Below are 13,183 nucleotides of genomic sequence, written 5' to 3'. Positions count from 1 at the left end.
CTTCGGGTTACTTCAGCTCTTCCAGAGCCAGGTTCGGCATGTTCTCAGCCTTGTCCATCAGGTTCATCAGCTGCTCGCGCGGCGGCACGATCAGACCAACGTTCTTCAGGTAGCCGTTCTGGCCCATGGCTGCGTTGCTGGTGAACTCGTCCACGTACTCCTGGATCCCGGGAATCACGCCAACGTGTGCCTTCTTCACATAGAAGAACAGGGAACGTGCCACCGGGTACTGATCCGCGGCGATGCCTTCGGCGGTCGGAACCATGCCATTCAGGGTTGCGGCCTGCAGGCGATCCGAGTTTTCTTCCAGGAAGCTGTAACCGAACACACCGTACATATCCTTGTCACCGATCAGCTTCTGAACGATAAGGTTGTCGTTCTCGCCCGCTTCGATGAAGGCGCCGTCTTCACGCACGCTTTCGCAGATTGCACCGTGCTCGTCTTCGCCCAGGCTTGCCGCTTCCGGCAGCTCGTCACAACCGGCGGCCAGGGCCAGCTCGTTGAAGGAATCACGGGTGCCGGAGGTCGGCGGTGGCCCCATTACGAGGATCGGCTTGTTCGGCAGGCTGGAATCAACATCGCTCCAGTTCTTGTTCGGGTTGGCTACCCATTCGCCATCGACGGGCACCTTGGAACCCAGCGCCAGGAACAGCTGCTTGAGAGTGATGTCCAGGTTCTCAGCGTCCTTGGAACTGGCAATCACAATGCCGTCAGAACCGATACGGAATTCTGTGATGTCGGTTACGCCATTCTTCTGACACAGCTCGTATTCAGAGGCCTTCATCCGACGGGAAGCATTGGTGATGTCCGGGTGCTGGGTGCCGATTCCCTGACAGAACAGCTTCATACCACCGCCGGAACCCGTGGATTCGAGCTTCGGGGTGTTGTAATCGGTTTTGGTGCCGAAGCGTTCGGCCACCACGGTTGCAAACGGGTAAACGGTGGAGGAGCCCACGATGCTGATGGTATCGCGGGCCATGGCCGGTACAGACATGGCGGCGACGGAGCCGGCCAGTGCAACAGTTGCGAGTGCTTTGTTCAGTTTAATCACGTTGAGTCTCCATTAATCGGTTGGACTTTATGTGGATCTGTTTTACCGATGAGTGCAGAGTAATCGGACTCTGTGACAACTTTGTTACAGCTTCTGAAATATAGCCGTCATAGGGTAAATCTGCTTGCAGCAACGCCAAAGCCCGTTAACATGCGGGATAAAACAATTCCAGACTTTCGAACAAGGCAGGCTCCATGACGGCACTAGACGATGATAAACCGACCCCCCGGGGCGAGCTGACGCTCCAGGTCGTTCCCCTTCCCTCCGACACCAACCCCAATGGCGATGTTTTCGCCGGCTGGCTGGTCAAGCAGATGGACATAGCGGCCGCCACCATGGCCGGACGGATTTCACTGGGACGCAATGCCACGGTCGCCATGGATCGGATGGAATTTCTGTCACCCCTGCGCGTCGGCTCCCAGGTCGGCTGTTACTGCGAGCTGGTGGACATTGGCCGCAGTTCCATGAAGATCAGTGTCGAGGTATGGACGCTGGACCGGACCGCGAAAAACCCGCGCAAGGTGACCGAAGGCCTGTTCGTGTACGTGGCCATTGATGAACACGGGCGTATCCGGGAGGTTCCCGAACAAACCCGGTGAACTCAGGCAGTGCGGTGCCGGAATCCACAGACCGGCTGCTTATGAACCGGTGGAAGACGGACGCGCCCGGGCCAGGGACCACAAACCAAACACCGGCCCGGGCACCAGCAACAGCACGACCCAGACGCCAAGCTGGGCCCACAGGCCACTGGTCAGCCAGATGGCCGGCAAGGTCAAGCCAAATCCGACCGCGTTCATAACAGCAAGAGACGACCCCACGGATTCCCGCGGTGCCGTGGCAGCGGCCAGTGCAGAAAACTGCGGCGAATCGGCAATCACCGCAACCCCCCATACAAACAGAAGTGTCATCAGAACTGCCGGCGACAGCCCGCTCAGCCACGGGTACAGCAAGCAGACACCCCCGGACAGCATGAGAGCACGCCAGGCTACCCATTCACTGCCTTTGGTGCGGCTGAGTCTACCACCACCAATACAACCGGCCGCGCCAATTCCGATCACAGCAAACGCAAACCAGGGAATCAGACTAGCGCCCACCCCCATTCGGGCCAGTTCGCGACCAATCAACAAGGGCGTGAGTGTCCAGAATGCGTAGAGTTCCCACATATGGCCAAAATAGCCACCGGCGACCGCCCGGAATCTGGGTATGCGCAGCGCCGCCAGGCCCTGGCTCAGAGGCAATGCGCCACTGCTTTTGGGCAGGTGCGGCCCGTCACCCAGCATAAACACCATGGTGCCCCCCACTAGAGCCAGCAAAGATGCCGCCAAAAGCGGCCACTCCCAGGGCATTCCGAAGGTGGCACCCCGCATGAGATGCGGCAGGGCCGTGCCCAGGGTGAGCATGCCTACCAGCCAGGCCAGCGCCGCACCGGCGTATTTCGGGGTCCAGGCAATCACCATTTTCATGCCCAGGGGGTAGATGCCAGCCAGACACAGGCCGGTAGCGAATCGAAGGAGGAAATCAAGCGGCGGCATACCTGCGGCGAAAATAAACCCGCCGTTGACCAGCGCGCCCAGCAAGCTCGACAACGCAAATATCCGGCTGGCGCCGAACCGGTCAGCCAGGCCAGTCACTGCGATGGTCAGGGTACCGGCGATGAAACCCGCCTGAACCGCCAGTGTCAGCCGGCCCAAGTCGGTTTCCGTCAGCCCCAACTCCGCCGATAGCGACAGCCAGACGCCATTGATACTGAACCAGAGCGACGTGCCGAAGAGCTGAGCCAGCACAATGACAGGCAAGGGGTAACGTCTTAGCAGGTCGATCATTGTTGTTATCTTTTAAACGAGCGATGGGGCAAGCCTAGCCTCGGGAGACCTGCTTCGACCATGCTACTTTGGTGTCTGGTAAACCGTTGGCAAGGCTCGCGGAATCTGCAATGGTAATATCGTTGCACGGAATCCCTCCAACCACCAGCGACCCAAGCCCGGGATGGGGATGCATGTATGAATCGCCACATTCTCACAACTGCCCTGTTCGCCCTGACCCTGACTGCGCCACCTGTGGTTGCTGACATTGGCCTGTCGCCGTTCGCAGGGTTTCGCATGAGCAGTTCGGTGAATATCCAGACCGCCGGTGCCAGCACCGAGGATCAGATCGACTTCCGGGATTCCGTAAGCCAGGGTCTGGCGCTCAATTTTGATCTGGCGGAACCCGGCAAACAGGGTGAACTGTATTTCAGCCGGCAGAGCACCTCGGCCAGGCTGGACAACGGCCTGTTCGCCTCAGGCGTCGCGTCAATCGACCTGACAATTTACCAGCTCCAGTTCGGTGGGCTTTATTTCCCGGCTGGCAAAAGCCACGGCGGATTTGTCTCCGGCGTGCTGGGCGTTACCCGCCTCGAACCGGAAGATTCCGGGTACGAAACCCACCACCGGGCAGCGCTGTCCCTCGGTGGTGGGTACCAGTTTTTCCTGACCGAACAGCTTCGCCTGAGGCTTGATCTTCGCGGTATTTACACCGCACTAAACTCGGGGGGCTCAGCGTTCTGCTCCGGCGGATGCGAGCTCAGGTTCGACAGCAGCGGCTACTTGCAGGTGGAAGCTGGCGCCGGGTTGGTCATTCGTTTCTGACGCCGACTCCTGCCCACGACCGGCACTAACCGCGTCATCTGTTCAGCCTATCGCCACCCTGCTACTATCGCGCCCACGTTTCTGACCCATTGAATTTAACGGAATCTACGCAATGGACTTTTTCCAGGCCCTTTTCCTTGGCCTTCTTCAGGGGCTGACCGAGTTCCTGCCCATTTCCAGCTCCGCCCACCTGATTCTGACCCCGGCCTTCTTTGGCTGGACCGATCAGGGTGTGGGGTTTGATCTGTCTGTGCATCTGGGCACCCTGCTGGCCGTGGTGCTCTACTTCCGGCACGATGTCTTCAGCATTGCCCGGGACGGCCTATTTTCCATGGCCCGGCGCAGGATTGTCGGCCAGGGCGCGTTGGCCCTGTATCTGGTGATCGGCACGATTCCGGCGGGACTGGCAGGGCTGGCCTTGCTGGATCTGATCGACAACGAGCTGCGGGCGGTGGAAGTGATCTTCGCGACCACCCTGGCATTCGGCATCTTGCTCGGCATCGCCGACTGGCTCCCGAAACGCCAGCGTACCCTGGACCAACTGAACTGGAAGGATGCGGCGCTGGTCGGCATTGCCCAGGCCATGGCGCTGGTACCGGGCACGTCCCGCTCCGGCGTCACCATCACCGCCGGCCTGTTCCTGGGCATGACCCGCGAAACCGCCTCCCGGTTTTCCTTCCTGCTGGCCATTCCCATCATCGTGCTGGCCTCTGCGGTAAAATTGCTGGAGGTGGCGACATCCGATGTCATCGTCGATTGGAGCGGTTTCCTGCTGGGCGGCATCACCTCGTTTATCATGGCCATCACCGCCATCCATTTCTTCCTGAAATGGCTGAACACCGTGGGCATGTGGCCCTATGTGGTCTATCGGATTGTTCTGGCCGGTGTGATCTACGCAGTTCTGATGTAATCGGGCCGGCACAGGGTTTGAGGCAGCGGAGACTAGCAAGCGTCCAACGGCGCATACGCGAGTACCAGCCACTTGGCACCGTCGTCGAAGTTCACCTGCACCCGGGTATGGTGGCCGGTCCCCTCAGAGTTCATCACGATGCCCTCGCCAAACTTGGGATGCCGCACCCGCTGCCCGAGACTGAACCCGGATTGCTGAGCCGAGTCCTGGCTGAACATGCTCTCGTTAGGCCGGGCGACCATCGCCGGACGCGTAACCGTATTGCGTAACCGCACTTCCTGCAGGCAGTCACCGGGAATTTCCCGGACAAACCGCGACAGGGCGTTAAACTTCTCCTGGCCATACAAACGGCGGGATTCGGCGTAAGTAAGCACCAGCTTCTTCATTGCCCGGGTGATACCCACGTAGGCCAACCGGCGCTCTTCTTCCATCCGCCCCGGCTCCTCCAGCGACATGCCGTGTGGAAACAAGCCCTCTTCCACGCCGGCCAGGAAGACCAGGGGGAATTCCAGCCCCTTGGCAGAGTGCAGGGTCATCAGCTGCACGCTGTCCTCGTGGGCCTCGGCCTGGGACTCGCCGGCATCCAGCGCGGCCTGGGCGATGAATTCGGCCAACGGGTCGACACCCTCTTCCACCTCGAAATCGGACAGCGCGTTCACCAGTTCCTCGAGGTTCTCGACCCGGGCCTGGCCTTTCTCGCCTTTCTCACTGGCGTGGTAATCCTTCAGACCACTGGCTTCGATGGTCTGTTTCATCAGGCCATGGAGCGAGGCATCACCCACCATGCCTGACAGCCCCTCGATAATGGCAATGAACGACTGCAGGCCGGTCTTGGCCCGGCCCTTTACCTGGCCGGCTTCCAGCAGACGCTCGGCCGACTCCCAGAGCGAGATACTCTGCTCGGTGGCGTATTCCCGCAGCTCCGCCAGGCTCTTGGCACCAATGCCCCGGGGCGGCACGTTCACCACCCGTTCAAACGCGGCGTCGTCCCGGCGGTACTGGACCAGCCTCAGGTACGCCAGGGCGTTGCGGATCTCCTGCCGGTCATAGAATCGCAACCCCCCGTAGACCCGATACGGAATACCCTGGCGCATCAGCGCTTCCTCGAGCACCCGCGACTGGGCGTTGGATCGGTAAAGAATCGCGGACTCACTGCGCAGGTTGCCGTCCTGAACCCAGGCCGAGATGCTGTCGGCGATGTAGTTCGCCTCGTCCTGTTCGTTGAACGCGGCGTACAGGCTGATGGGCTCACCGTCCGGCCCGTCGGTCCAGAGTTCCTTGCCCAGACGCCCCTGGTTATTGGCAATAACAGCGTTGGCCGCCTTCAGGATCATCTGGGTGGAGCGATAATTCTGTTCCAACCGCACCAGCCGGGCATTGGGAAAGTCCCGCTGGTACTGCTGTATGTTCTCGATCTTGGCGCCGCGCCAGCCGTAAATAGACTGATCGTCATCACCCACAACGGTCAGCGGCACGCGATTGCTGGCCAGTACCTGCAGCCAGGCGTACTGGATCGTGTTGGTGTCCTGAAACTCGTCCACCAGAATGTGCTGGAACCGCTGCTGATAATGAGCCAGCAGCTCGGGCCGGTGTAGCCAGAGTTCGTGGGAACGCAGCAGCAATTCGCCGAAATCCACCAGCCCACCCTGCTGACAGAGCTTCTCGTACTGGCGATAGATCTTCAGCATGATCGAGGTGAAATGGTCACCCGGGTTTTCCTGGATGTGGTCGGCGCGAAGTCCCTCGTCTTTCTGACTGTTGATAAACCACTGGGCCTGCTTGGGCGGCCACTTGCTCTCGTCAATCTGATTTTCCCGCATCACCCGCTTGATCAGCCGAAGCTGGTCGTCGCTGTCCAGCACCTGAAAATTCTCCGGCAGGCCGGCATCCTGCCAGTGCGAGCGCAACAGGCGGTGGGCAATACCGTGAAAGGTGCCGAACCACAGCCCGCGGGCCGGAATGTTCATCATCTGCTCGATCCGGTAACGCATTTCCTTGGCGGCCTTGTTGGTGAAGGTTACCGCCAGGATACCCGTAGGTGGCACCCGGTCGACCGTCATCAACCACGCAATCCGATGCACCAGCACCCGCGTCTTGCCACTGCCGGCACCCGCCAGCACCAGCAGGTGATCGTTCTGGGCGGTGACGGCCTCGCGCTGGGCATCGTTGAGAGGATCGATAATGTGGGAGACATCCATAGGGAATCGTTCGCTACTGGTTAAATAAACAGGAGTGGAAGTATAACAGGAGAAAAAAGGGATTTCCGCGGGCTTGGATAAGCCCTCTTGCTTCAGGCAGGTCGCACAAGGGCGAGGCTCTTTTCAGGACACGCTACAAGCACATCCATGTGCGCTTGGGTGGGACCGTCCTTGGCCCCACACAGTCCTGAAAAGAGCCCCACCCTTGCGCTTTCCAGGTTTGGGCAAACGCTTTTCTTTTAAAAACCTCTTGGCACCGTCTGGGCTTCAACAAACTCAAACAGGCCTTCCAGACCGCCCTCGCGGCCAATGCCGGAGGCTTTCATGCCGCCAAACGGCGCTTCGGGCGTGGGCCCGGTGCCGGTGTTCCAGCCGCAATGACCGAATCGCAAGCCAGCAGCAACACGTTGGGCCCGCTCGGCATCGCCGGTAAAGACGTAGGATGCCAGGCCGAATTCGGTGTCATTCCCGGCCTCGATGACTTCCTCTTCAGTCCGGAACAGCGCCATCGGCACCAGCGGGCCAAAGGTTTCCTCCCGGTAGCAGCACATGTCCCGGTCGACGTCGGTGATCACGGTGGGCGGGAAGAACAGGTTGTCACCGAGGTCCTCCGGCTTTTTGCCGGCCACGAGTCCGGCACCTTTTTCCAGCGCGTCCTCGAGGTGACGTTTGACCTTATCGAACCCGGCCTGATTGATCAGCGGACCGAGATCCACGTCGCCGTTGATGCCGTCACCCACCGTCATTCTGTTCACTCGTTCGGCAAGCTTCTGGCCGAAGACATCGGCGACTTTCTCATGCACGAAAATCCGGTTGGCACAGACACAGGTCTGGCCGCCACCCCGGAATTTGTTGGCAATAAGGTTATCCGCCGCAGCGTCCAGATCGGCATCGTCAAAGACAATGAAGGGCGCGTTGCCGCCCAGTTCCAGGGCCAGCTTCTTGACCTGCTCGGCCGTATCGAGGATCAGCTTTCGGCCCACTTCGGTGGAACCGGTGAAACTCAGCATGGGTACATCCGGGCTTTCGCACAGCACCTTGCCGATCACGCTGGCCTTACCCATCACCAGGTTGACCATGCCGTCGGGCATGTCCGTGTGCTTGTCCATCAGGCTGAACAGGGCAATCATGGTCAGCGGTGTTTCACTGGCCGGTTTGATCACCGACGGGCAGCCGGCAGCCAATGCGGCCGACAGCTTCTTGGCGATCATGCCGATCGGAAAGTTCCAGGGCGTAATGAGACCGGTAACGCCGATCGGCCGATAGTGGACGGTCCAGGTGCAGTCCTTCGGCTTCTCCGGAATCGTGTGCGCATCCAGCGCCTGGATGTGCTTGGAGCAGTAATCGAAGAAACCGGCGGCGTAATCGACCTCGCCCTGGGCCTCCTGGAGCGGCTTGCCGTGTTCCATGCAGAGGATACGACCGACCTCCTCCTTGTTGGCCTTGAGCGCGTCGCGAATATCTTCCAGCCACTTCCTGCGGGTCTCAATGGAGTAGGGACTGGTGAGCCGCAGCGCGGATTTACCGGCGGCAACCGCCGCCTTTACCTCATCCTCGGTCATTGAGGGTGCCTGGGCGATCACCTTGCCCGTTGCCGGGTTGTAGACGTCGAAGGTTTTACCCTGTGCATTGTCAGTCCAGCGACCGCCAATGTAGCCAGTCATCTTTTCCAGCAGTGGTGACTCGATCATCACGGCTCCTCTATCTCTTGGTGTCGATATGCCCCCGGAGGGACACGGTTGCGTCGGTTGGATATGTCTTCCATAGTGGATGCTGATCCACTGGCTGTAAAGTCGACAGCCAGGCTTTTGATCACCCTCCGACTGTGCCTATACTCGGAGAATCGGAAACCACGGAGGTCGGATAATGAAAGCGTTTTTCCATCCAGCTCAGGACCAGCATCTTCCCAGGACCTACTTTACCCGTGGGCAGATGCGACAGCCGCAGGAGGTCCCGGACCGTACCGGTCAGATGCTGGAAGGCCTGAGAGAGATGGGTGTACCGGTTTTGCAGCCCTCCGACCAGGGCGCAGCGGCCATAGCGAAGGTTCATGATCTGGGCTACCTCCGCTTTCTGGAGTCGGCTCACCGGCGCTGGGTGAAGATGGATGACTGGGGCGACGAGGTGATTTCCAATATCTTCGTGCGCTCACCCAACCACCTGACCGGGATCCTGGCCGAGGCTGCCCGCTATCAGGCCGATGGCAGCTGTCCGATTGGTGAAAATACCTGGCACGCCGCCTACTGGTCCGCGCAAAGCGCCCTTGGTGCGGCGGATGCCCTGATCGCCGGTGATCGCACGTCCTACGCGGTGTGCCGGCCACCCGGCCACCACGCCCGGAAAGACGCCGCTGGCGGTTTCTGTTACCTGAATAACGCCGCCATCGCCGCTGAACACATGAAGAGCCGGTTTCCGCGCATTGCGATCCTGGATACCGACATGCATCACGGCCAGGGCATCCAGGAGATTTTCTACGACCGCAGTGACGTGCTGTACGTTTCGATCCACGGCGACCCGACCAACTTCTACCCGGTGGTAACCGGTTTCGAGAATGAGCGGGGCGAAGGCGAAGGCTTTGGCTACAACATCAACATGCCGATGCCCCATGGTGCCTCGGAAGACGATTTCTTCGAGAAACTGGACGAATCAATGGCGGCCATCAAGCTGTACCAGCCCGATGCGCTGATCCTGGCCCTGGGTTTCGACATCTACAAGAACGATCCCCAGGCCAAGGTTTCGGTGACATCGGAAGGATTCTGCCGGCTCAGCTCCCACATTAGCCAACTCGGCTTGCCAACGCTGGTGGTCCAGGAGGGCGGGTATGATCTGGACACCCTGAGCGAGAACGTCCAGCAGTTTTTCAAAGGTCTGGCCGGCTGACCGATCAGGAAGCGGGCGCGTATACCTTGATGTTGTCGTGCCCTTCTGCCTTGAGATGACCGGCGTGCATCCGGCTCATCGACCCACGATCGCAATACAGCAGATACTGCCGGTCCCCCGGCAGTTCGCCAATCTGCTGATTCAGTTCGTAGAACGGGATCTGCACCACCTCGTTGTTGGTCAGCCTCAGCGGTGACTGTTCACCCTCGCTGGGGTGACGGACATCGATAATCACATCATCCACCCCCGGCGTCTGAACCAGCTCCACCTCCTCGGGGGTGCGGGTCGTTTCCAGCAAACGGCTGATCGCGGTTTCCTCGCGGGCTTCCACCGCGCCGGCCAGCACCGACGGGTCCATCTCGGCCTCGTCCGCTTCGACCCGATGCAATTTCGCGCGCGTGGCTGGTTTCTGGGAGATCACGCCACAGTACTCGGGCATGTTACGGGCATAGGATTCGGTACCGATCTCCCGGGCAATGTTGATGATGGTTTCCTTGTCCATGGAAATGAGCGGGCGCAAAACCACTTCGTCACTGGCCCGATCCACCACATTAAGGTTGCTCAGGGTCTGGCTGGACACCTGTGCCACCGCGTCGCCGGTGACCAGGCCCACGGCGTTGTTTTTCTTGGCGATTTCCGCGCCGGCCCTGAGCATCTGGCGCTTCAGCACCACACCCCAGTGACGGTGGTTGACCGAGCGCATGATTTCGGCGACGACGCCATCGAAAGGCACCGAAATAAACTTGGCGTTATGGGAAGCGCCGTAGCGATCCCACAGGTAATGCACCACCTGGCGAACGCCAACCTCGTGCGCGGTTCCGCCAAGATTGAAGAACAGGAAATGATTCCGGAGCCCGCGGCGCATCATAAGGTAGGCCGCCACCGACGAATCGTACCCTCCGGAAATCAGCGTCATCACGTTCTCGACGCTGCCCAACGGGTAGCCGCCCAGCCCGCGATGTTTGCGGTGGGCAATGTGAAACTGGTCGTCCCGGACTTCAATTCGCACCTCAACATCGGGGGACTTGAGGTTCACGCCGGTGGCACTGGAAGCCTGCATCAGGGCCGCTCCCACGGTGCGCTCGAGATCAATCGACCGGAAGCCATGTTCGCCATGGCGGCGGGCGCGAACGGCGAAGGTTTTATCGGCCAGTCGGGCCGCAAAGGCGTCCACGGCTTTCTCCGCAACGTCATCCAGACCGGTAAACGGAAATACACCGATTTCCTGGATGGTGGAAATACCGGGAATGCGCAGCAACTCCTCGACAACAGCCCCAGAGAGCCCACGGCCTTCCGGAACGGCCACATCCACCCGGTCCCAGCTACCTTCCACGACAATGTCGTGATCCAGCCTGGCCAGCAGCTTACGGATATTCTGCCGCAGATGGCGCATTTGCTGGCGGCGGACGGGTTTGCTCTTGATGGCGACTTCGGGAGCCGGACGAATAAGTAGTTTCATAATCGGAGTATTGTCGAGTGGCGTAGAATGCGGAAAGCACTTAGTCTACCTTTTTAGGGCCATGCCTCAAAATCAGGCATAGCCGAAACACCGGCCCGGGTGCCGTCACCGGCCCTCGTTGCCGGAACCATTCAGGAGTTTTTTCGTTCATGCAAGAACCCACCATCAATGCCCTGGTGTCACCGGAGGGCAGTCTCGAAATCCTCTCCAACCATGAGGTAAGCCGACTCAAGGACCGAAGCCAGGGCGGCCTGTACCGGCTTTTTCGCCAATGTGCCCTGGCGGTCCTCAACACCGGTGTCGAGACCGACGACTGTAAAGCGCTGATGGAGTGCCATGCCGATTTCGATGTCCGGCTGGTACCGCAACCCCGGGGACTGAAACTGGAACTGATCAACGCACCCGCACACGCGTTCGTGGACGGGGAGATGCTGCGCGGCATCCGGGAGCACCTGTTCTCCGTGCTGCGGGATATTATCTACTCCCATTCCATTCCCCAGAGCGCCGCTGGTTTTCGTCGTGACGATCCGGAAGACCTCACCAACCTGGTGTTCCACGTGCTGCGCAATGCCCGGGTGCTTGAGCCCGGTCGGCAGCCGGATCTGGTGGTGTGCTGGGGCGGCCATTCCATCAGCCAGGACGAATACCAGTACAGCAAGGAAGTCGGGCACCAGCTTGGCCTGCGTTCCCTGAGCATCATCACCGGCTGCGGCCCCGGCGCCATGAAGGGCCCGATGAAAGGTGCAACCATCGCCCATGCCAAACAGCGAGTGAAAAACGGGCGCTATATCGGGATCACCGAACCAGGCATCATCGGTGCCGAGGCGCCAAACCCGATCGTCAACGAACTGGTCATCATGCCGGATATCGAAAAGCGGCTGGAAGCCTTTATTCGCTGTGGTCATGGCGTCATCGTGTTTCCCGGCGGCGTTGGGACTGCGGAGGAGATACTCTACCTGCTGGGCATTCTGCTGCACCCGGACAACGCTGACCTGCCCTTCCCTGTGGTCTTTACCGGGGAAAAGGAAAATGCCGAGTATTTCGAGATGATCGACAAGTTCATCCGAAACGCCCTGGGGGACGAGGCGGCGAGCAAGTACGAAATCATCATCGACGACCCGGTCCGAGTGGCACAGACCATGAAGAAGGGGATGAAGGAAGTGGAAACGTTCCGCCGGGCGATGCAGGACGCTTACTACTTCAACTGGATGCTGAAAATTGATCCGGTGTTCCAGCTTCCGTTCCATCCGAACCACGACAACATGCGGGCGCTGGAACTGCATCGTGACCAGCCGGTGCACCTGCTTGCGGCCAATCTGCGCAAGGCGTTCAGTGGCATAGTCGCGGGAAATGTAAAGGAGGATGGCATTCGCCAGGTGCAGTCGAAGGGACCGTTTGAGATCGCCGGAGACCCGACGCTAATCAAACCGTTGGAAGCGATGCTGGCACAGTTCGTCGCCCAGAACCGGATGAAGTTGCCCGGCTCGTCGGCTTACCGGCCCAGCTATCGCATCGTCAGCGGGGCGGCCTGAGCCGCCTCACTGACGAACCAAAACGAATCGCTTATTTGCCGCCGTCAGCCGGCAGGCTGGCAAAATAGGCTGCCAGATTGGCGATATCGGTATCGCTCAGCGCCGCGGCCTGGCCCTGCATGATGGCCGCCTGGCCGCCAGTGCGCTGCTTGTTTTTGTAGGCCTTGATCGCGGAGACCAGGTATTGCTCGTTCTGACCCGCCAGATTCGGATAGGTCGGGATCTGGGCCAGGCCGTTCTGGCCATGGCACGCGGCGCAAACAGCCGCTTTTGCCTTACCCGCTTCGACGTCGGCAGCAGAAGCGACGGCCGGAATGGCGGTGCTGAACGCAAGAATTCCCGCAACGGCGTAGTGTTTCAGTGTCATTGTCTTTACCCTCTTATCATCGTTTTTGGTGTTTGCCTACTGGCAGTCCGCACCGGACTGTAAACTGTCTGACTTTATATACCAAAGAGCCTGCCGTAGCCAAATGCCTTATATCAATGGCTTTGTTCGACATTGGTCCTCTTTTCATAACCGCGCTTT

11 protein-coding genes are annotated in these 13,183 nt (G+C 59.8%); 5 read left to right on the top strand and 6 right to left on the bottom strand.

All coding sequences use genetic code 11. The features are described 5' to 3' along the window. Positions 1 to 7: 7 nt before the first annotated feature. Positions 8 to 1,051 carry a substrate-binding domain-containing protein gene (locus QQF73_RS01535; protein WP_219867177.1) on the bottom strand — a complete coding sequence of 348 codons (1,044 nt, stop codon included), beginning with the start codon at positions 1,049 to 1,051 and terminating at the stop codon, positions 8 to 10. Positions 1,052 to 1,245: 194 nt separating this feature from the next. On the opposite strand from QQF73_RS01535, the gene QQF73_RS01530 reads away from it, so the two are divergent. After that, a complete protein-coding gene (locus QQF73_RS01530; protein ID WP_219867178.1) occupies positions 1,246 to 1,650 on the top strand; it encodes an acyl-CoA thioesterase in 405 nt (134 codons plus the stop codon). Positions 1,651 to 1,689: 39 nt separating this feature from the next. Here QQF73_RS01530 and QQF73_RS01525 read toward each other — a convergent pair whose 3' ends face one another. Next, positions 1,690 to 2,874 (bottom strand): MFS transporter, encoded by a 1,185-nt coding sequence (locus QQF73_RS01525; RefSeq protein ID WP_285367002.1) that lies wholly within the window; start codon positions 2,872 to 2,874, stop codon positions 1,690 to 1,692. Between the two features lie 177 nt (positions 2,875 to 3,051). Here QQF73_RS01525 and QQF73_RS01520 point away from each other — a divergent pair, with 177 nt between their 5' ends. Further along, positions 3,052 to 3,678 carry a porin family protein gene (locus QQF73_RS01520; RefSeq protein WP_219867180.1) on the top strand — a complete coding sequence of 209 codons (627 nt, stop codon included), beginning with the start codon at positions 3,052 to 3,054 and terminating at the stop codon, positions 3,676 to 3,678. Positions 3,679 to 3,790: 112 nt separating this feature from the next. Beyond that, positions 3,791 to 4,588, top strand: coding sequence for an undecaprenyl-diphosphate phosphatase (locus tag QQF73_RS01515; protein WP_219867181.1), 798 nt, complete (start codon positions 3,791 to 3,793; stop codon positions 4,586 to 4,588). A gap of 32 nt (positions 4,589 to 4,620) precedes the next feature. Here the strand turns inward: QQF73_RS01515 and uvrD are convergent, their stop codons facing one another. Together uvrD and QQF73_RS01505 are read right to left on the bottom strand one after the other, a co-directional pair. Then, positions 4,621 to 6,786 (bottom strand): DNA helicase II, encoded by a 2,166-nt coding sequence (gene uvrD / locus QQF73_RS01510; RefSeq protein WP_285367001.1) that lies wholly within the window; start codon positions 6,784 to 6,786, stop codon positions 4,621 to 4,623. Between the two features lie 239 nt (positions 6,787 to 7,025). Then, positions 7,026 to 8,477 carry an NAD-dependent succinate-semialdehyde dehydrogenase gene (locus QQF73_RS01505; RefSeq protein ID WP_285367000.1) on the bottom strand — a complete coding sequence of 484 codons (1,452 nt, stop codon included), beginning with the start codon at positions 8,475 to 8,477 and terminating at the stop codon, positions 7,026 to 7,028. A gap of 175 nt (positions 8,478 to 8,652) precedes the next feature. Here QQF73_RS01505 and QQF73_RS01500 point away from each other — a divergent pair, with 175 nt between their 5' ends. Then, entirely contained in the window at positions 8,653 to 9,666 is a 1,014-nt protein-coding gene (locus tag QQF73_RS01500; RefSeq protein WP_219867184.1) for a histone deacetylase family protein, read from the top strand. Between the two features lie 4 nt (positions 9,667 to 9,670). Here the strand turns inward: QQF73_RS01500 and thiI are convergent, their stop codons facing one another. Further along, a complete protein-coding gene (gene thiI, locus QQF73_RS01495; protein ID WP_285366999.1) occupies positions 9,671 to 11,125 on the bottom strand; it encodes a tRNA uracil 4-sulfurtransferase ThiI in 1,455 nt (484 codons plus the stop codon). Between the two features lie 149 nt (positions 11,126 to 11,274). On the opposite strand from thiI, the gene ppnN reads away from it, so the two are divergent. Beyond that, positions 11,275 to 12,657 carry a nucleotide 5'-monophosphate nucleosidase PpnN gene (gene ppnN, locus QQF73_RS01490; RefSeq protein ID WP_228743348.1) on the top strand — a complete coding sequence of 461 codons (1,383 nt, stop codon included), beginning with the start codon at positions 11,275 to 11,277 and terminating at the stop codon, positions 12,655 to 12,657. A 31-nt stretch (positions 12,658 to 12,688) separates the two neighbouring features. On the opposite strand, the gene QQF73_RS01485 is transcribed toward ppnN, so the two are convergent. Further along, positions 12,689 to 13,024, bottom strand: a complete 336-nt coding sequence (locus tag QQF73_RS01485) for a c-type cytochrome (protein WP_285366998.1) — start codon at positions 13,022 to 13,024, stop codon at positions 12,689 to 12,691. Positions 13,025 to 13,183 lie beyond the last annotated feature (159 nt).

Origin of the sequence: Marinobacter albus, assembly GCF_030238305.1 — a bacterium.
Classification (GTDB): Bacteria; Pseudomonadota; Gammaproteobacteria; order Pseudomonadales; family Oleiphilaceae; genus Marinobacter; species Marinobacter albus.
Note: the sequence above shows the minus strand (reverse complement) of the source record. Positions and strands in the feature narration are given on the sequence as shown.

Coding starts and splice junctions, on each gene's coding strand:
- QQF73_RS01525 (WP_285367002.1), bottom strand. CDS start 2,874: ATGATCGACCTGCTAAGACGTTACCCCTTGCCTGTCATTGTGCTGGCT.
- QQF73_RS01485 (WP_285366998.1), bottom strand. CDS start 13,024: ATGACACTGAAACACTACGCCGTTGCGGGAATTCTTGCGTTCAGCACC.
- thiI (WP_285366999.1), bottom strand. CDS start 11,125: ATGAAACTACTTATTCGTCCGGCTCCCGAAGTCGCCATCAAGAGCAAA.
- QQF73_RS01515 (WP_219867181.1), top strand. CDS start 3,791: ATGGACTTTTTCCAGGCCCTTTTCCTTGGCCTTCTTCAGGGGCTGACC.
- QQF73_RS01520 (WP_219867180.1), top strand. CDS start 3,052: ATGAATCGCCACATTCTCACAACTGCCCTGTTCGCCCTGACCCTGACT.
- ppnN (WP_228743348.1), top strand. CDS start 11,275: ATGCAAGAACCCACCATCAATGCCCTGGTGTCACCGGAGGGCAGTCTC.
- QQF73_RS01530 (WP_219867178.1), top strand. CDS start 1,246: ATGACGGCACTAGACGATGATAAACCGACCCCCCGGGGCGAGCTGACG.
- QQF73_RS01505 (WP_285367000.1), bottom strand. CDS start 8,477: ATGATCGAGTCACCACTGCTGGAAAAGATGACTGGCTACATTGGCGGT.
- uvrD (WP_285367001.1), bottom strand. CDS start 6,786: ATGGATGTCTCCCACATTATCGATCCTCTCAACGATGCCCAGCGCGAG.
- QQF73_RS01500 (WP_219867184.1), top strand. CDS start 8,653: ATGAAAGCGTTTTTCCATCCAGCTCAGGACCAGCATCTTCCCAGGACC.